Consider the following 17359-nt stretch of genomic DNA (forward strand, 5'->3'; position numbering starts at 1 on the left):
CCGCGCGACGGCCCTGCCGGGAGGGCGGGTGATGGGTGTTCAGGAGCGGGAACGCAAGGTGTACCGGGCACTGCGGCGGGCCGGCCTGGAAGTGGTACCGGACGCGGTCCCGGACGGCACGATGCCGTTCGTCGCCGGGTACGGCGCCGATGAGGTGGTGGGGTGCTTCTTCCACCCGTACGAGACTCCGCGGCTCGTCCAGCGGCTCAACGAGGACTGGTACGACCTCGCGGTGTCCACGGGGCTTCTCGACCACCGGCGCGAGTTCCTCGTCAGGCTTCCGCAGGGCACCCGGACGCACCGGGCCGACCTGGAACACCGGCACAGCGGCAACGACGCGCCGATGGTCTGGACCCGGGTCAGGCTGCTGAGACGCTGGGACGTCATGGGCCGGGGCGCGGCGTCGGCCTTCCTCGGCGTGCACGCGGGCCACCCGGGCTTCGGCATGATGTCTCTCGACGGCAGCGTGTACGTCGTCGCCTCGACGGGCGAGCGGGGTGTCGACGTGTTCGCGGTGGGCCACGTCGACCGTTCGGAGAACGTCCTGCGGCACATGGAGCGGGTCGCGCCCGAAGACGGCCACCCGTTCCGGCGGCAGGTCGCCGCCTGGCTCGCCGGCCGTGCGCGGAGCGGCGCTGAATCGCGGTGCGGATCAGGGGAGTTCCTGTCACCCTGAGCGCGTGTCCAAGATCGAGAAGGCAGATGAGTACGGGCGCGCGACCGCTGCCCCGGCCGGCCCCGACAACCTGTTCACCTACCGGATCCGCGGGCTCGCTCGCAGTGCGCTGGTGCTGTGGAGCTGGGGGCCGGAGGTCGCGGAGGACCGGGTGCACACCCTGGCGGAGGACGGCCGCCGGCGGATGCCGGTGTTCGTGACGGCCAGACAGGCGCGTGCGTACGCGAGCCGCCAGGGGTGGGACGTGTACACGGACGGCGACAGCCCGCTGGAGCTCGTGCGGGTCCAGCGCTGGCTGGCGGACCCCGTTCACCGGCGGACCCCGCCGGGCGCGGTGCTGGACGCGTGGAACTTCTTCGAGGACCTCGCCCGGGGATGCCGCACGCCTCACGCCCTGCCCGCGCAGGGCGAGGTGCACAACCACGCGTACGAGAAGCTGTTCAGCGGCGAACACGACGCGTGGACCGCCGAGGAGCGTGCCGCCGTGCTCGAACTGCTCTCGGCGGGCGTGGAGTTGTGGGAGTCCTGCCCGGTCGTGCGGAACCCTCCGACTCCCGGCCCCCGCCCCCGCTCACCCCAGCCCGCCGCCCCCGGCGCGAGCGCGGCCCCGGCACCCCACGCCCCCGCCGCCTGACGGCGACACGACGGAGGCACGGGGCCCGCAGAGCAGCGATCTGACACCACCGGCCGCAAACCGAGAGCCCGCAGCCCCGGGCCGGGAGCCGGGAGGCCAGAAGTCCAGGGGCTGAGGCCGATGGCACGGGGGAGCCTGTGGCCAGGCGCCGTAGGCCGAGGGCCGAACCCCAGATCCGGGCCGGTGGCCGGGAGCCGCAGACTCGGGCCGAGGGCCGGGAGCCGCAGACTCGGGCCGGGGGCCGGGGGCCGGGGGCCGGGGTCCGAGGGCCGGTGGCCGGGGGCCAGAAGTCCAGGGGCTGAGGCTGGTGGCCAGGGGCCGCAGGCCGAGGGCCGAAGCCCGCAGATCCGGGCCGGAGGCCGGGAATCCGGAGGCCGAGACCGGGGGCCCCGGGGCCCGGGGCTCATCCGGGAGCCGGCCCCCGCTCCCCCGAGCCGACCGCAGGTCAGTCGTGCGGGACCACCGCCACCGGGCACTCGGCGTGGTGCAGTACCCCGTGCGCGACCGAGCCGATCCGGCCGCCGACGGCAGTGCGGTGGGCGCGGCGGCCCACGACCAGCAGCTGGGCCCGGCCGGCCAGGGACAGCAGCACCTGACCGGCGCTGCCCATCTCCACGTGCTCGGCCACCGGCACCTCGGGATAGCGCTCGCGCCAGGGGGCCAGCGCGTCCGCGAGGGCCTGCTTCTCGTACGGTTCGAGGCCGCCCGCGTCGTCGAGGAGCTTGAGCGAGGCCGGGCTGTAGGCGAAGACGGGCGGGAGGGTCCAGGCGCGGACGGCCCGGACGGTGGCGCCCCGGGCGGCCGCCGTCCGGAACGCGAACCCGAGCGCGGCCGCGCTGTCCTCCGGCGCCCCGTGCTGGCCGACCACGACGTCCCGTCCGCCGGCCTCCGCCACCGGCTCGTCCCCGGCGCGAACCAGAACCACGGGCCGTGAGGCCTCGGCGATCACCCGCTGTCCGACCGAGCCGACCAGGAACCCGACCACCGGGCCGTGCCCCCGCGAGCCCAGGACCAGCATCTCCGCCCCGGCGGCCGCGCCGGCCAGCACCTCCGCGGCGTCGCCCTCCACCACGTCCACGGTGACGGCCGCCTTCGGGTACCGGCCGCAGACGGCGTGCACGGCCTCGTCCACGCCGTCGGTCACCCAGCCCTGCTGGGTGGCGCGGTCGGCCCCGGCGAACGCGTCGGAGAAGCGCCACACGTGGACCACGCGCAGGGGCAGCCCCTGGCGCACTGCCTCGCGGGCGGCCCAGTCCAGGGCGGCCAGGCTCTCCTCCGTGCCGTCCACCCCTGCCGTGATCGGGCGTGTCATGCGTGGGCCTCCTCGTCGTACGGTTGCGTGGAAGCCAGTCTTCCCCGAGCGGCGCCGAACTCTCCCGCCCGACGGGCGGCGATCACGGCGGGGACGCCGAACCCGAGCGAACGCGAGCGAACCGGAGCGAACCGGGGCGATCGAACATACGATGGGCGGGAACCGGTGCGGTGGCTCCGCGTCACCGTCTCGTGGATCCAGCAGCCGCTCGGGTGGGAGACGTATGGCACAGGCCGCCGACGCGACGCGGACCGTCATCCTGACCGTGGACGACGACCCGGGGGTCTCCCGCGCCGTCGCCCGTGACCTCAGACGCCGCTACGGCGCGTCGTACCGGATCGTGCGCGCCGAGACCGGGGAGTCCGCGCTGGACGCGCTGCGCGAGCTGAAGCTGCGCGGCGACCTGGTGGCGGTGATCCTGGCGGACTACCGGATGCCGCAGATGAACGGGATCGAGTTCCTGGAGCAGGCGCTCGACGTGTATCCCGGGGCGCGGCGGGTGCTGCTGACCGCGTACGCGGACACCGGCGCGGCGATCGACGCGATCAACGTCGTGGATCTGGACCACTACCTGCTCAAGCCGTGGGACCCGCCGGAGGAGAAGCTCTATCCGGTGCTGGACGACCTGCTGGAGGCCTGGCGGACGAGCGACTACCGGCCGGTGCCGGCGACGAAGGTGGTCGGACACCGGTGGTCGGCGCGCTCCTCGGACGTGCGCGAGTTCCTCGCCCGCAACCAGGTGCCGTACCGCTGGTACTCGGTGGAGGAACCGGAGGGCCGGCGGCTGCTGGGGGCGGCCGGGCAGGACGGGCAGCGGCTGCCGGTGGTGATCACCCCGGACTGCACCGTCCTGGTGGAGCCCGATTCGCCGGAGCTGGCGGCGCATGTAGGCCTGGCGACGAACCCCACGTCCGACTTCTACGACCTGGTGGTCATCGGCGGCGGTCCGGCGGGGCTGGGCGCGGCGGTGTACGGCGCGTCGGAGGGGCTGCGGACGGTCCTCGTGGAGCGGTCGGCGACGGGCGGGCAGGCCGGGCAGAGCTCCCGGATCGAGAACTACCTCGGCTTCCCCGACGGTGTGTCCGGCGCCCAGCTCACCGAACGGGCCCGGCGGCAGGCCACCAGGTTCGGCGCCGAGATCCTGACCGCGCGCGAGGTGACGGGGCTGGAGATCAACGGGGCGGCGCGGATCGTGCACTTCGCGGACGGCACGGCGATCGCGGCGCACAGCGTGATCCTGGCGACGGGGGTGCAGTACCGGCAGCTGGAGGCGGAGGGCTGCCTCGGGCTGACCGGCTGCGGGGTGTTCTACGGTTCGGCGCTGACCGAGGCGGCCGCCTGCCAGGACCACGACGTGTTCATCGTCGGCGGGGCCAACTCGGCGGGCCAGGCGGCGATGTACCTGTCGCGGTTCGCCAAGTCGGTGACCCTGCTGGTGCGCGGCCCGGACCTGTCGGCGTCGATGTCGTACTACCTGGTCCAGCAGATCGACGAGGCCCCGAACATCTCGGTGCGCCCGCACACGGTGGTCGACGCCGCGCACGGCTCGGACCGGCTGGAGCGGCTGACGCTGCGCCATGTGGCGAGCGGGGAGAGCGAACAGGTCGACACGCAGTGGATGTTCGTGTTCATCGGGGCGGCGCCGCTCACCGACTGGCTGGGGGACGCGGTGCTGCGCGACGCGCGGGGGTTCATCCTGGCCGGGCCCGACCTGACCGCCGACGGGCGCCCGCCGGCCGGCTGGGAGCTGGACCGGCCTCCGTACCACCTGGAGACCAGCGTTCCGGGCGTGTTCGTGGCGGGCGACGCGCGCGCGGAGTCCGCCAAGCGCGTCGCGTCCGCCGTCGGAGAGGGAGCCATGGCCGTGATGCTCGTCCACCGGTATCTGGAGCAGTCGTGAACGGGCAGGTGATGCCGTGCAACCCGAAGGAGATCGGCTCCCTGTTCCTGTTCGAGAGGCTGGCGCCCGAGCAGCTCGGGCGGCTGTGCGGCGCGGGCCGGATCGAACTGTTCCAGCCCGGCCCGGTGTACACCGAAGGTGAACCGGCCCACTGCTTCTACGTGATGCTGGAGGGCACGGTGGTGCTGTACCGCCGGGTCGGCACCGACGACATCGAGGTGACGCGGACCTCGCAGCGCGGGGTGTACGCGGGGGCGATGCAGGCGTATCTGGGCGACCGGGTGCGGCAGGTGTACACCAACTCGATGCGGGTGACGGAGCCGACGCGGTTCTTCGTGCTGCCGGCGGAGACCTTCGCGGAGATCATGAGCGAGTGGTTCCCGATGGCGGTGCATCTGCTGGAGGGGCTGTTCTACGGCTCGAAGCACACCCAGGCGACGGTCGGACAGCGGGAACGGCTGCTGGCGCTCGGCTCGTTGTCCGCGGGGCTGACGCACGAGCTGAACAACCCCGCCGCGGCCGCCGTCCGGGCGACGGCCTCGCTGCGGGAGCGGGTCGCGAAGATGCGGCACAAGCTCGCGATGATCGCCGAATCCCCCTTCTCCCACGAGGCGTTGACGAGCCTGATGGAGATCCAGGAGCGCACCGCCGAGCGGGTCGCGAAGGCTCCGGCACTCAGCCCGCTGGAGGTGTCCGACCGGGAGGACGAGCTCGCGGACTGGCTGGAGGACCACGGCGTCGAGGGCGGCTGGCAGATCGCGCCGACCTTCGTGCAGGCGGGACTCGACACGGACTGGCTGGAGCAGGTCTCGGCGGCGGTCGGCGAGGACATCCTGCCGGGGGCGGTGGGCTGGCTCAACTACACGGTCGAGACCGAGCTGTTGATGAACGAGATCGACGACTCCACCACCCGGATCTCGCATCTGGTCGACGCGGCCAAGCAGTACTCGCAGCTGGACCGGGCGCCGTACCGCGTGGTGGACGTGCACGAACTCCTGGACAGCACCCTGCTGATGCTGTCGGCGAAGACCGGCCCGCGCATCAAGGTCGTGAAGGAGTACGACCGCACGCTTCCGCCGGTGCCCGCCTACCCGGCGGAACTGAACCAGGTGTGGACCAACCTGGTCGACAACGCGGTGTCGGCCATCAACAGCGCGGGCGGGGAGGGCACGCTGACCGTGCGGACCCGGCCGGAGCACGAGTGGCTGGTGGTGGAGTTCCAGGACACCGGGCCCGGGGTGCCGCCGGACATCAAGGACCGCATCTTCGACCCGTTCTTCACCACCAAGCCGGTCGGTGAGGGCACCGGGCTCGGTCTGGACATCTCCTGGCGGATCGTCGCCAACAAGCACCACGGCGCCCTGCGGGTGGAGTCGGTGCCGGGCGACACCCGCTTCCAGGTCTATCTTCCGCTGACCGCCGAGACACCGGACGACGGGTCCGGCACGCGACCCGAGGAGGCAGCATGAGCGACGACGCGATCGACCCGGGCGTTCCCCCCAGCGGGACCGGGTGCGTCGAGTGCGACGCCGCGGGCGGCTGGTGGTTCCATCTGCGCCGCTGCGCGCAGTGCGGGCACATCGGCTGCTGCGACGACTCGCCCTCCAAGCACGCCACCGCCCACTACCGTTCCACCGGTCACCCGGTGATCCGCAGCTTCGAGCCGGGCGAGGAGTGGTTCTGGAACTTCGCCGAGAACGAGCTGTACAACTCGGGGCCCGAACTCGCTCCCCCGGTCTGTCATCCGGAGGACCAGCCGGTGCCGGGCCCGGCCGGACGGGTTCCGGCGAACTGGGCGGACACACTGCGCTGAGCCCGTCAGCCCGTGAGCCCGGCGGGCGGACCGGCGTCAGTGGCGAACCCGCCGCCCGCAGTCCAGGCTCGTGAGGTCCACGGCACCGGCGAGGGCCCGCATGCCCCGGTCACCGGGGTGCAGATGGTCACCGCCGTCGAGGCCGGGGCGCATCCGCTCGGGGTCGCCGGGGTCGCGCAGGGCCCGGTCGAAGTCGGCGACCGCGTCGAACGCGCCGCCGGTGCGGATGAACCGATTGACGTCCCGGCGCACGGCCTCGGCGGCCGGGCTCCACTCCGGCCAGCCCTTGAACGGCCCCACGGTCGCCCCCACCACGCAGACCCCGGCCGCGTGCGCGCGCCGGACGATCTCGCGGTACCCGGCGACGAGCGCCGCGGCGGAGGCTCCCGGGATCCCCTTGAGGTCGTTGACCCCCTCGAAGAGGATCACCGTGCGCACGCCCGGCTGGGAGAGGACGTCCCGGTCCAGCCGGTGCAGGGCGCTCTGTCCGCCGCCGTCCCGGAGGAGCTGGTTGCCCGATATCCCCTCGTCGGCGACGCCCTGGACCGCGGCGCGGGCCGTGCGCAGACGCCGGGCGAGGTCGTCGGGCCAGCGCCGGTCGCGGTCGGCGGTGGACAGCCGGCCGTCGGTCACGGAGTCGCCGAGCGCGGCGACCGCTCCGGTGCCGGGCCGTTCCGGGCGCACGGAGACGGCGTCGAGGTACCACCAGGCACGGGTGGTCCGCGTCCAGTGCGCTCCGCTCTCCTCGGCGGTGTGGTCCCCCTCGGAGAGGTACGACGTCCTGAGGGCCAACGCGTGTCCGGTGGCCGGGCCCGCGGCGCCCGGTGTGCGGAGGCTGACGGCCAGTGCGGCGGCCGCCGGCCATCGGCCCGGCAGCGGATCGCTCCACACGACGGCGCCGGCCGGCACCGTGACCGTCCGGGATCCGCCGAAGGTCAGCGGCCGGTTGCTGCCCTCGCGCAGGGCGGCGCCGTCGCCGCGCAGACCGGCGTAGGCCCTGTCCACGGTGAGGGGACGGTCGCCGAAGGCGTTGGAGACGCGGATCCGCAGGCCGCTGCCGCCGGTGCTGGTGCGCACGACCATCCGGTAGCCGCGGCCGGAGGATCCCATCCCCGCGAGGTCGGCGCTCGCCGCCCAGGTGACCACTCCGGAGGGGCGTCCGGGGGCGGCGGGGGCAGTGGCTCCGGCGGGCTGGGCCTGCCCGGCGACGGTGAGGAGCAGCAGGGCCGCCACCCGCCGCAGCGGCCGCCGGGGGGCACCCGGGACGCCGTGGGCCGTCCTGTCCGGCCGCGGCACGGACCCGCCGGCTCCGGGGCGGACCGTAGGGGACGTGCCTGCGCGTCTCACGCACGCCATCGTCCCGCCGTTCGGGTGAATACGCACCCCGATGGGTCCGCCCGGCGGCCCGGCGGGCTTCCCGCCCCTGTCCGGGCCCCGGTACGCGGATGCCCCGCACGGGGCGGGGCATCCGGTGGTGCCGGTGTCACCCGGCCGTCGGTCAGTGACCGGCGGCCGGCGTGTTGGCGGCGGTGACGTTGACCCCGGCCCACGCCTTGTCCACCGTCTTGTACTCGGTGCTGGTGGAGCCGTACAGGTCCTTGGCCGCCTTCAGCGTCGCGACGCGCGCGTCGTGGAAGTCGGTCGTGGAGACCATGTAGCGGGTCAGCGCCCGGTAGAAGATGGCGGTCGCCTTGGTACGGCCGATGCCCTTGACCGTCGACCCGTTGTAGGTCGGCGAGTTGTAATTGACCGTGCCGATGGTCTTCTTGCCGCTGCCCTCCGCGAGGAGGTAGTAGGCGTGCGAGGAGACACCGGACCCGGCGTGCACCTCGGTGTCGTACACGGACGGCGACCAGTAGTCCACCGTGCCCTCGAGCTTGTCGAGCGAGGGGTGGTCCAGGCGGCGCAGGAACTTCTGGGCCAGGCCCAGCTTCTCGCCGATCAGGTAGTCCGGGGTGTCCTTCGCGTTGTTCGTGTAGAACTCCACGTTGGAGCCGAAGATGTCCGCGAGGGACTCGTTCAGCGCGCCGGGCTCACCGTACTGGTTGCCGTTCGGGTCGACGTAGGTCGGCTCGAGCTTGGCGGTCGCGTCCACCACGCCGTGGGTCAGCTCGTGACCCGTGACGTCGAGGACGACGAGCGGCTTCTTGAACATGTCGCCGTCGCCGTCGCCGTACAGCATGCAGGTGCAGGTCGGGTCCCAGAAGGCGTTGGCGACCTTGCGGCCCCAGTGGACCATGCCGCGCGCGGCCTTGCTGTTGTTGGCTATGCCCTTGCGGCCGAAGGTCTTCTTGTAGAAGTCCAGCGTCTTCGTGATGCCGTACTGGGCGTCGGCGGCGGCGGTGGTGCGGCTCGTGGTCGCGCCGTTGCCCCACACGTCGGTGGTGTTGGTGAACTTCGTACCGGCGCCGAAGCTCTCCGTGTACTTGTTCTTGGCGTCACGGGTCTCGGTGCCGTACCGGCTCGGGTCCGTGAGCTGGTAGTGGCCGCGCGAGGTCGCCGTGGTGGTGAGGCCGACACTGCCCACGAAGAGCGTCTTGCCGGTGCCCTTCGCGGTCGCCGGGTAGTGCGTCACGCCGGTGAGGCGCGAGCCGAGCAGCCCGGACATCGAGGGCGCGGTGCCGGTGGCCGGCTCGGCCGTCTCCCCCTGCTGGTGCAGGGTCTTGAGCAGCTTCGGCGAGAGGAACTCGTCGGCGTCGGGCGTGTTGCTGCGCACCTTGCCGGTGACGGCGTCGATGACGACGGTGCTGGAGCCGCCGTCGGCCTGGTCGGTGCCCGTCACCTTCACCTGGTAGGCGAGGGCGGGGGTGCCGCCGCGGGCGTCCACGACCAGCGCGACGCTGCCCGCGTCGCCCTCGGCGGCCTCGGCGGCCTTCGCCGCGGCCTGGCCGGCCGTCAGCTTGGGCTTCGTGGCGGCGGGCGTCACGTTGCGGTCGGCCGCGCGGGTCACGCCCGCGTACGCCAGGTGCCGGTCCAGGTGGACGACGAGGTCGCCGCCGAGCACCGGCATGCCGGCGTGGGTGCGGACGAAGCGGACGTGCCGCGCGCCCTCGGGGTCGGCCATCACGTCCTGGACGACGAGTTCGTCGCCCTGGGAGACGCCGGTCTCGGTGGCGTGGGCGAAGGCGGCGGTGCGCGCCGCCCCGACCACCGCCGCGGACGACGTGGCGGCGGACGAAGCGGACGGCTCCATCCCCGTGGAGGGCCCCGCGACGGCCGTACCGGCCAGGCCCGTGGCAGCCGTCGTCGCCGCGACGGCGACCGCCAGGCTGCGTATGTGCGGTCTACGCACTATGGAGGGTTCCTTCGTTCGAGGACGGCCGGGATCGCCAACCGTCCGGAGGCATGGCGCCGTTGGCGCCACGGAGACCGAGGAGGCCCCGTGGTCACCCTTTCGGATTAGTCATGCGCACGTAAAGCCGGAATGATCGATTTCGCGGCTTTCTATGGCAATCCTTTGCAAATCAGCGCCACAGAGTGATCAAGTCTTGACCACGTGTGTGTCGGGACTGGAGACGCCCCGCCAATCCCCTAGGTTCCAGGCCGGAATGTGACCGACGTCGCATCACGAACCGCGAGGAACCCCATGGATGAAAGCAGGTGCCGAATGGTTTCAGCAAAGGTGGGCAGGGGTGCCGTCCTCGGCGCGGTCGCGCTCTCGCTCCTGACGGTGCCCGCGCGGGCCGCGACGGCGGGGGCCGGCGCCCCGGCGGCGCCCGCGCTCGCGGCGCCCGACACGGCGGGCGTCGACGCGGTGCTGCGCGCCGTACGGTCCCAGGGCGCGCCGGGGGCGCTGGCCCGGATCGACGACCACGGCACCGTGTACCGGCTGAGCCGGGGAACCGACGACCGGGGCACGGGGCGGGCCATGAGCAGCCTCGACCGGTTCCGTATCGGCAGCGTCACCAAGTCGTTCTCGGCCGTGGTCCTGCTCCAGCTCGCCGACGAGCACAAGCTGGACCTGGACGCCTCCGTCAACCGCTACCTGCCCCAGCTGCTGCCGGACGACCGCATCACCGTCCGGCAGGTGCTGAGCCACCGCAGCGGGCTGTACGACTTCACCGACGACCTCTTCGCGCAGAGCGTCTCCGGCTTCGAGGCCGTGCGGAACAAGGTGTTCACCTACCGTCAGCTGGTCGCCCTGTCCCTGAAGAAGCCCCGCACCAACGCGCCCGGCGCCGCGTACTCCTACTCGAACACCAACTTCGTCGTCGCCGGACTCCTCATCGAGAAGCTCACCGGCGCCTCCGTGCGGACGGCGTACGAGAACCGCGTCATCAAGCCGCTGAAGCTGGCCGACACCTTCTACGTCCACCCGGACACCGCGATCCCGGGCCGGTACGCCCGCGGATACCTGACCCCCGACCGGGCCGGCGCCGGGCTGGTCGACGCGACCTCCCAGACCGTCTCCTGGGCGCAGAGCGCCGGGGCCCTCATCTCCAGCGCGAAGGACCTGAACACCTTCTACTCCGCGCTGGTGCGCGGGAAGCTGCTCTCCTCCGCGCGGCTGGCGGAGATGGAACGCTTCACGAAGGTCAACAGCACCACGGCGTACGGCCTCGGCCTGCGGCGCCGCGACCTGTCCTGCGGCGTCTCGGTGTACGGCCACACGGGCGCGGTCCAGGGCTACTACACCTACGCGTTCACCACCAAGGACGGCGGCCGCAGCATGACCGCGGCCGTCAACACCTCCAACAACGGCCAGGTGCTGGACACCCTCGCGGGCACCCTGGAGTCGGCGTTCTGCGGCAAGGCGGCGAAGAAGGCGACCGGGACGCGGGCCGCGAGGCCGGGGCGGTCTGCGCGCGGCACGGCGGTGGCCGGGCGCGGCACGGACCTGGAGGAGTAGGCGGGACCGGCGCTGACCGCGATCTTGGCGGAACGCTCCCCTCCGGGACACCATGCACCGCATGAAGGGTGATCTCTTTTCCAGTGAGCATGTGGTGCGGCCGGCCGTCGAGCCGGGGATGAGCATCGAGAACGCCAAGTGCGTCAAGTACGCGGTCAGCGGGGAGATGTTCGCCCGGCAGGGCGCGATGATCGCCCACCGCGGGAACCTCCAGTTCGAGCGCAAGGGCCAGGGCGTGGGCGGCATGCTCAAGCGCGCGGTCACCGGTGAGGGCCTGCCGCTGATGGCGGTGCGCGGACAGGGCGAGGTCTGGTTCGCGCACGAGGCGCAGAACTGCTTCATCGTCGAGGTGGAGCAGGGCGACCAGTTCACCGTCAACGGCCGCAACGTGCTGTGCTTCGACCCCACGCTGTCGTACGAGATCAGGACCGTGAAGGGGTCGGGCATCGCCGGCGGCGGGCTGTTCAACAGCGTGTTCAGCGGGCACGGCCGGCTGGGTCTGGTCTGCGAGGGCAACCCGCTGGTGATACCCGTCTCCGCACAGGCGCCGGTGTTCGTCGACACGGACGCGGTGGTCGGCTGGACCGCGCATCTGCAGACCTCGCTGCACCGCTCCCAGTCCATCGGCTCGATGCTGCGCGGCGGTTCGGGCGAGGCGGTGCAGCTGATGCTCCAGGGCGAGGGGTTCGTCGTGGTGCGGCCGAGCGAGGCCGTGCCCCAGAAGGTCCAGCAGCACTGACCTCACGGGGTGACCCACGCCTCACAGGGTGATCCCCGCCTCACAGGCAACCCCCTCGGCCGTACCGGCGTCTTGCCCGGCGACAGACCACGCCCTGCCCTTCGGGGCAGGGCACCTTCCCGAGACGCTATACACGCCGTGTATACACTCTGTGTATAGAAAGGTACGCATGTACGGCAAGGCTTTCGCCCCGGAGTACCAGGGCTCTCTGACCACCCTGTCCGTGAACTCCTCGCTGACCGACGTGCTGGCCGAGGGCACCGCGCGGCTCCGCGAGGCCGAGCGGTCCGGACAGCCCGGCGAGGTGGCGCGCTGCGGGCTCGCCGTGGCGGAGGCGCAGCGGCGCCTCGGCCTGGTGCACGACGCCGACCGTTCCTGGAAGGCCAGTTACCGCGCCGCGCGGGACGCCGGGGACACCGCCGCCATGGCGTGGGCCCTGTGGAGCGGCGGCACGCTCGCCCGGCAGCGCGGCGGCTTCCCGCTCGCCCGGCGGCTGCTGGGGCTCGCGGCGGAACTCGGCGAGCGGGGCGGCGACATCGTCGTCCGCGGCTACTCCCTGGCCGGGCTCGCGGAGACCGGGCGCATCCAGGGCGACTACGCGGCGGTCGGCAGGCTGCACGAACAGCTGCTGGCCGAGGCCCGGCGGCGCGGGGAGGCCCGGCACACGGTGTGGGCGCTGGAGGGCATCGCCCAGATGCACCGCAACACCGGCGCGTACGACCGCGCCCGCGAACTGTTCGAGGAGGCGGCGGAGATAGCCGAGCGCGCCGAGGACCGGCGCGGGCACGCCTGGGCGCTGCGCGGGCTGGCCGACATACGGTCGGCGTGCGACGGCGACACCGAGGGGGCGCTGGAGCTGCTGACGCGGGCGGAGACGATCTGCCGGGCCATGAACCTCTCCAGCGCGCTCGCCTACAACCACAAGATGCGGGGCAACGTCCTCTACCGGGCCGGGCGTCACGTCGAGGCCCGGGACCTGTACCGGCTGGCGCTGTCGGAGTTCGGCGCGATGAACGAACCGCGCGGCACCGCCCTGGCCCGGCTCGGCCTGGTGAAGTCACTGGCCCGGCTGGGCCGCGAGCGGACCGAGACCCTCGCCGAACTGGCCGAGCTGGCGGACGCGTTGGAGCGGAGCGGGCTGCGCCACGCACGGGAGATGGTGGCGCGCGCCCAGGCGGAGTTCGCGCCGGACACCCAGCCCGCCCCGGCGGCCGGCCCGGGGGCGCCCGTCGGGGGTGCCCGGTGACGCCGTCCGCCCCGGCGGCGCGGACCGCGCCGCCCGCCCCGTCCGGGCAGGCCGGGCAGGCCGCGCCCGAAGTCCTGCTGCGGTGCCGGGAGTCGGTGCGTCCGGCGCTGCGGAAGGCGGTGGACACGCTGCACCCGTGGCTCGCGGAGATGGCCGCGTACTCCTTCGGCTGGTGCGACACCGCGGGCACCCCGACGGCCGCGGACGGCGGCAAGGGGGTGCGGCAGGCGCTCGCGCTGCTCGGCGCCGAGGCGGTGGGCGCGGACGCGGAGACCGGTGTGCCCGCGGCGGTCGCGGTCGAGCTGGTGCACGCCTTCTCGCTGCTCCACGACGACATCATGGACGGCGACGCGACCCGGCGCGGCCGCCCCGCGCTGTGGCGGGCGTACGGCACCGGACCCGCGATCCTCGCGGGTGACGCCCTGTTCGCGCTGGCCGTCGAGACCCTCACCGCCGCGCCGGAGGGCGGCGGCGCCCTCCGGCTGCTCTCCGCGGCACTGGCCGACCTGGTGCGGGGCCAGGCGGACGACCTGCTGTTCGCCGCCCGCCCCTGGACGGGACCGGGGCGTGTGACGCCCGGGGAGTACCGGGTGATGGCCGAGCGCAAGACGGGTGCGCTGCTGGGCTGCGCCCTCGCGTCCGGAGCCGCGCTGGGCGGCGCTCCGCCGCCGGTGGTCGCCGCGCTGGACCGGGCCGGACGTCATCTCGGCGTCGCCTTCCAGGTGGCCGACGACGTGCTCGGCATCTGGGGCAGCCCCGACGTCACCGGCAAGCCGGTGGGCGGCGACCTGCGCGAGCGCAAGAAGACCTTCCCGGTGCTGGCCGCCCTGGGCACGCCGGCGGGCGGGCGGCTGGCCGCGCTCCTCGGCTCCCCCGCGCACACCGCGGAGGCGGCGGCCCTGGCGGAGCGGGCCGGAGGGCGCGAGGCGGCGCTCGCCGAGGCCCGCGCGGAGGCGGCGGCCGCGCGGGACCTGCTCACCGGGCTGCCCCTGGCCGCCGCGGCCACCGGGGAACTGCTCCCGCTGCTGGACTTCCTGGTGCGCCGCGACCTGTGACGCCGGCACACCCCGCCCGCGTCCGGTGCGCGCCGCCCACACCCTGTACGCGCCACCCGGGCCCGGTACGACCCGGTACGGCGGCGCATGGCGGAAAGCGGCGCCGCACCCGGTCGCTTACCTTCGGTTACCCGCAGGTCGACACGGGTGCGCACGCCGTCTTCGCAGAGCGCGGGGCGCCACGGAGATGTGAATAAAAGGCAGGAAGGCGAGCGGAGTTGAGGATTCATTGAACATACCCCCGCGCGCCCCGCGTACCTCTGGGAAACACGAGGCAGCGGTTGCAGCGAGGGATGACGATGGTCGAGGCGCACGTCTCCGCACACGAGTTGGTGGCCGGACGGTACCGGCTGCTGGAGGTCTTCTCCCGCGAGACGAACCGCGTGTGGTGGTACGCGGAGGACGTGCCGGCGGGACGGCCCCGCCTGGTGGCGCGGACCGGACTGCCCGCGGCCGCCGACCCGGAGACCCTGCACCACGCGACGGTCCGGATCGTACGGACCGCCGAGACCATGTGCCTGCTGCGGCCCGGCCGGGTCGCGCCCGTCGTGGACGCGTTCGTCGAGGCGGGCTCCCTGTGGACGGCGACGGACTGGATCGGGGGCACCCCCCTCGGCGAACTCCTCGACCGGGAGGGCCCGTTCAGTCCCGAGCGGGCGGCCCGGATCGGCCTCGACGTGCTCGGCGTGCTCGACGCCGCCCACGACGAGGGCATCACCCACGGCGAGCTGAGCCCCGGCCAGATCCTCGTGCGCGACAGCGGCCCCGCCGTCGTCACCGGGTTCGGGCTCGCGGGCACCACCCTGGCGCCGAGGCTCACCGCGCCGTCGTACGCCTCTCCGGAGCAGGCCCGGGACGAACGCGTCGGGCCGGCCGCCGACCTGTGGGCGCTCGGCGCGATCCTCTACACCATGGTCGAGGGCAGGCCCCCGTTCCGGGACCGCGGGCGCCCCGAGGCCACGCTGAGGGCCGTGGAACGGCTGCCGGTGCGCACCCCGCTGCGCGCGGGCCCGCTCACCCAGGCCGTACGGGGACTGCTGCGGAAGAACCCGCGGGAGCGGCTGACCCGGCCGGTGGCCTTCGAGTCACTGACCCGCGCCCTGGAGGAGGGCGCGGCACAGGACGCGGGACCGGCGCCCGCCTCCGGGCGGCCCGGGGCGTGGCCGTCGGGGCGGTCCGGTATCCGGGCCACGCGCCGGCGGGTCCTGGTCGCGGCAGCGGTGCTGGCCGTCACCGCGGCCGGCACCGCCGTGGCGGTCTCGCGGTCCGGCACCGGCACCACGGCGGCGGAGTCTCCGTCCCGCCGGACCGTGACGGCCGCCCCGCCGGCCGGACCCGCGGAGACCGCCGCCACCCAGACGTCCGGCGCCACCTCCGGCACCGGCGGCTCTCCCGGCACCGGCACGGCCTCCGCCCTGCCGGCCGGATACCGGGTCCACAGCGCGCCCGAGGGCTTCTCGGTCGCGCTGCCCCAGGGCTGGCGGCGGCTGTCCACCGAGAGGGCCGCCGATCACGCCTACCGCGTCACCTTCGGCCAGGGCGACGGCCCGCCGACGCTCGCCGTCACCTACAGCGAGCGGGTCGGCGCGGACCCCGTCGCCGTGTGGCGGAACGACGTGGAGCCCGGTCTGCGGCAACTGAGCGGCTACCAGCGCGTCGGGGCCGTACGGGCCACGACCTATCAGGGGCGCGCGGCCGCCGACCTGGAGTGGCTGTCGGGCACCGGGGACGCGCGGGCGCACACCTTCGGGCGGGGGTTCGTGCTGGGCGGCGGGCGCGGCTTCTCCCTGCGCTTCACCACCCGGGCGGCGGACTGGGACGACGCCGCCGCCCGGCTCGCCCTCGGGACCTTCCTGAGCACGTTCCGCGCACCGCGGGGGTGAGCCGCCCCGCGCGGGCCCCCCGCGGAGGCGACCGGCGGGAACCGTCTCCGTGAGGGGATCCGCGGCGGCCGCCCTGACCGCGCCGTCAAAGCATTCCCAATGGGGCGATATAGGCTTTCCTGTCTGCACCCGGGCGTCCGGGTGCGGGTTCCCCCAGCCTTCCCCGCAGGAGAGACATCCGTGACCCTGGCCATCGACCCGTCCGAGACGTCCGTTCCCGCCGCGGCGCCCCTGTCCGATCTCGTGGCGCGCGACGCCCGCGAGTTCGGCGTGTACGCCCGCACCGGCGGCTGGGCCTTCGCGCTGATGGTGGCGCGCAGCGTACGGCCCGGCGGGCAGTCGTCCGGGGAGACGCCGAAGGTGTCGGCGAAGGAGTTCGCGGAGCTGGCCGGCTGCTCCGCGGACCGGGTGATGCGCTACTACAAGGCGTGGGACCGCGCCGCCGACGACGGTCTCGTGCCGCTCTTCGAGGCGCTCGCGCCCGGCCAGGACGTCGAGCTGCCCGATGCCGACGTCTGGCTGAGCTACTACGTCTCCCGCAACAGCGCCGGCTCCGAGCGCGGCACCGCGATCGCGCAGGCCGCGGAGGCCGAGGGCATCCGCCCCACCAAGGCGCTGGAGGTCGCGGAGAACCCCACCGCGCTGCGCGCCGCGATCCTCGCCGACCCCTCCACCGCGCGTACGGCCCGCGCCGCGCTGCTGGACCGGTTGCGGGAGGACCCCGTCCTCCAGGCCGAGCTGGCGCGGGACGTCGTGCGCACCGACGACCTGAAGAAGGCCGTGGCGACCGAGAGCCGCTCGGCGGACCGGATCGGGTACGTGCGGCAGATCGTCGAGTCGGGTCAGATCAGGACGCCCGCGGGACAGACGGTCGACGCCCCCGCCGAACTGCGCGAGGAGGCCGAGCGGCACCTGTCGCTGATCGACGAGCTGGAGGACGGCGACGACGCCGGCGAGTGGGCCACCGAGGCCTGGGACACCATGAAGAACATGGTCGCGGAGACGGTCGCGGCCGACCCCGAGCTTCGCGTCCAGGAGCGGCGGACGAAGTTCTACAACGGGCTTCAGAAGGCGACGAAGGCGTTCGAGGAACTGACCTTCGACGACGCCCAGGACTTCTACGAGGACGACATGGTGCAGCGCCTGGAGGAGCTCCAGCAGGCCATCGGAAGCTGTCTCGCCGCGCTGCGCGGCACCGGCGGCGACCGGTAGCGCAGGCCAAGGCTGGTGACGGGGGTCCCAGGCTGGTGAC

Annotated in this window: 14 protein-coding genes; 11 read left to right on the top strand and 3 right to left on the bottom strand. The window is 73.7% G+C overall.

Annotated features, from left to right (window positions below):
- The first annotated feature begins 31 nt into the window (after window positions 1-31).
- Together ACIPRD_RS11630 and ACIPRD_RS11635 are read left to right on the top strand one after the other, a co-directional pair.
- Window positions 32-676 carry a hypothetical protein gene (locus ACIPRD_RS11630; protein ID WP_401562341.1) on the top strand — a complete coding sequence of 215 codons (645 nt, stop codon included), beginning with the start codon at window positions 32-34 and terminating at the stop codon, window positions 674-676.
- A gap of 4 nt (window positions 677-680) precedes the next feature.
- The gene (locus ACIPRD_RS11635; protein ID WP_401562343.1) at window positions 681-1310 is read left to right on the top strand and encodes a hypothetical protein; all 630 of its coding nucleotides are present in this window, start codon (window positions 681-683) and stop codon (window positions 1308-1310) included.
- Between the two features lie 445 nt (window positions 1311-1755).
- On the opposite strand, the gene ACIPRD_RS11640 is transcribed toward ACIPRD_RS11635, so the two are convergent.
- Complete coding sequence (locus ACIPRD_RS11640) at window positions 1756-2622, bottom strand: universal stress protein (protein ID WP_401562345.1); 867 nt, start codon at window positions 2620-2622, stop codon at window positions 1756-1758.
- Window positions 2623-2845: 223 nt separating this feature from the next.
- Here ACIPRD_RS11640 and ACIPRD_RS11645 point away from each other — a divergent pair, with 223 nt between their 5' ends.
- Genes ACIPRD_RS11645 through ACIPRD_RS11655 form a run of 3 tightly spaced genes read left to right on the top strand, consistent with a single transcriptional unit; the run spans window position 2846 to window position 6335 of the window.
- Window positions 2846-4522, top strand: coding sequence for an FAD-dependent oxidoreductase (locus tag ACIPRD_RS11645; protein WP_401562347.1), 1677 nt, complete (start codon window positions 2846-2848; stop codon window positions 4520-4522).
- A gap of 11 nt (window positions 4523-4533) precedes the next feature.
- Window positions 4534-5991, top strand: coding sequence for an ATP-binding protein (locus ACIPRD_RS11650; protein WP_356407479.1), 1458 nt, complete (start codon window positions 4534-4536; stop codon window positions 5989-5991).
- Window positions 5988-6335, top strand: coding sequence for a UBP-type zinc finger domain-containing protein (locus ACIPRD_RS11655; protein WP_356407087.1), 348 nt, complete (start codon window positions 5988-5990; stop codon window positions 6333-6335). Before ACIPRD_RS11650 ends, ACIPRD_RS11655 begins: the two co-directional genes overlap by 4 nt.
- Window positions 6336-6371: 36 nt before the next feature.
- Here ACIPRD_RS11655 and ACIPRD_RS11660 read toward each other — a convergent pair whose 3' ends face one another.
- The gene (locus tag ACIPRD_RS11660) at window positions 6372-7631 is read right to left on the bottom strand and encodes an SGNH/GDSL hydrolase family protein (RefSeq protein WP_356407090.1); all 1260 of its coding nucleotides are present in this window, start codon (window positions 7629-7631) and stop codon (window positions 6372-6374) included.
- Window positions 7632-7833: 202 nt separating this feature from the next.
- The gene (locus ACIPRD_RS11665) at window positions 7834-9627 is read right to left on the bottom strand and encodes a M4 family metallopeptidase (RefSeq protein WP_356407093.1); all 1794 of its coding nucleotides are present in this window, start codon (window positions 9625-9627) and stop codon (window positions 7834-7836) included.
- 315 nt (window positions 9628-9942) lie between these two features.
- On the opposite strand from ACIPRD_RS11665, the gene ACIPRD_RS11670 reads away from it, so the two are divergent.
- The 6 genes from ACIPRD_RS11670 (at window position 9943) to ACIPRD_RS11695 (ending at window position 17319) form a co-directional block, all read left to right on the top strand.
- On the top strand, window positions 9943-11184 hold the full coding sequence (locus ACIPRD_RS11670) for a serine hydrolase domain-containing protein (RefSeq protein WP_401562350.1): 1242 nt from the start codon (window positions 9943-9945) through the stop codon (window positions 11182-11184).
- 61 nt (window positions 11185-11245) lie between these two features.
- Window positions 11246-11923: an AIM24 family protein gene (locus ACIPRD_RS11675; RefSeq protein ID WP_401562352.1), complete on the top strand. Its 678-nt coding sequence runs from the start codon at window positions 11246-11248 to the stop codon at window positions 11921-11923.
- A gap of 169 nt (window positions 11924-12092) precedes the next feature.
- Window positions 12093-13169 carry a tetratricopeptide repeat protein gene (locus ACIPRD_RS11680; RefSeq protein WP_401562354.1) on the top strand — a complete coding sequence of 359 codons (1077 nt, stop codon included), beginning with the start codon at window positions 12093-12095 and terminating at the stop codon, window positions 13167-13169.
- Window positions 13166-14224, top strand: a complete 1059-nt coding sequence (locus ACIPRD_RS11685) for a polyprenyl synthetase family protein (protein WP_401562355.1) — start codon at window positions 13166-13168, stop codon at window positions 14222-14224. Before ACIPRD_RS11680 ends, ACIPRD_RS11685 begins: the two co-directional genes overlap by 4 nt.
- Window positions 14225-14517: 293 nt before the next feature.
- Complete coding sequence (locus ACIPRD_RS11690; RefSeq protein ID WP_401562357.1) at window positions 14518-16107, top strand: serine/threonine protein kinase; 1590 nt, start codon at window positions 14518-14520, stop codon at window positions 16105-16107.
- A gap of 180 nt (window positions 16108-16287) precedes the next feature.
- Window positions 16288-17319, top strand: a complete 1032-nt coding sequence (locus tag ACIPRD_RS11695; RefSeq protein ID WP_356407109.1) for a hypothetical protein — start codon at window positions 16288-16290, stop codon at window positions 17317-17319.
- Window positions 17320-17359: the final 40 nt, after the last annotated feature.

It is taken from the genome of Streptomyces sp. NPDC090108, from assembly GCF_044747185.1.
GTDB lineage: Bacteria > Actinomycetota > Actinomycetes > Streptomycetales > Streptomycetaceae > Streptomyces.

Coding starts and splice junctions, on each gene's coding strand:
- ACIPRD_RS11675 (WP_401562352.1), top strand. CDS start 11,246: ATGAAGGGTGATCTCTTTTCCAGTGAGCATGTGGTGCGGCCGGCCGTC.
- ACIPRD_RS11655 (WP_356407087.1), top strand. CDS start 5,988: ATGAGCGACGACGCGATCGACCCGGGCGTTCCCCCCAGCGGGACCGGG.
- ACIPRD_RS11680 (WP_401562354.1), top strand. CDS start 12,093: ATGTACGGCAAGGCTTTCGCCCCGGAGTACCAGGGCTCTCTGACCACC.
- ACIPRD_RS11650 (WP_356407479.1), top strand. CDS start 4,534: ATGCCGTGCAACCCGAAGGAGATCGGCTCCCTGTTCCTGTTCGAGAGG.
- ACIPRD_RS11640 (WP_401562345.1), bottom strand. CDS start 2,622: ATGACACGCCCGATCACGGCAGGGGTGGACGGCACGGAGGAGAGCCTG.
- ACIPRD_RS11690 (WP_401562357.1), top strand. CDS start 14,518: ATGACGATGGTCGAGGCGCACGTCTCCGCACACGAGTTGGTGGCCGGA.
- ACIPRD_RS11645 (WP_401562347.1), top strand. CDS start 2,846: ATGGCACAGGCCGCCGACGCGACGCGGACCGTCATCCTGACCGTGGAC.
- ACIPRD_RS11670 (WP_401562350.1), top strand. CDS start 9,943: ATGGTTTCAGCAAAGGTGGGCAGGGGTGCCGTCCTCGGCGCGGTCGCG.
- ACIPRD_RS11630 (WP_401562341.1), top strand. CDS start 32: ATGGGTGTTCAGGAGCGGGAACGCAAGGTGTACCGGGCACTGCGGCGG.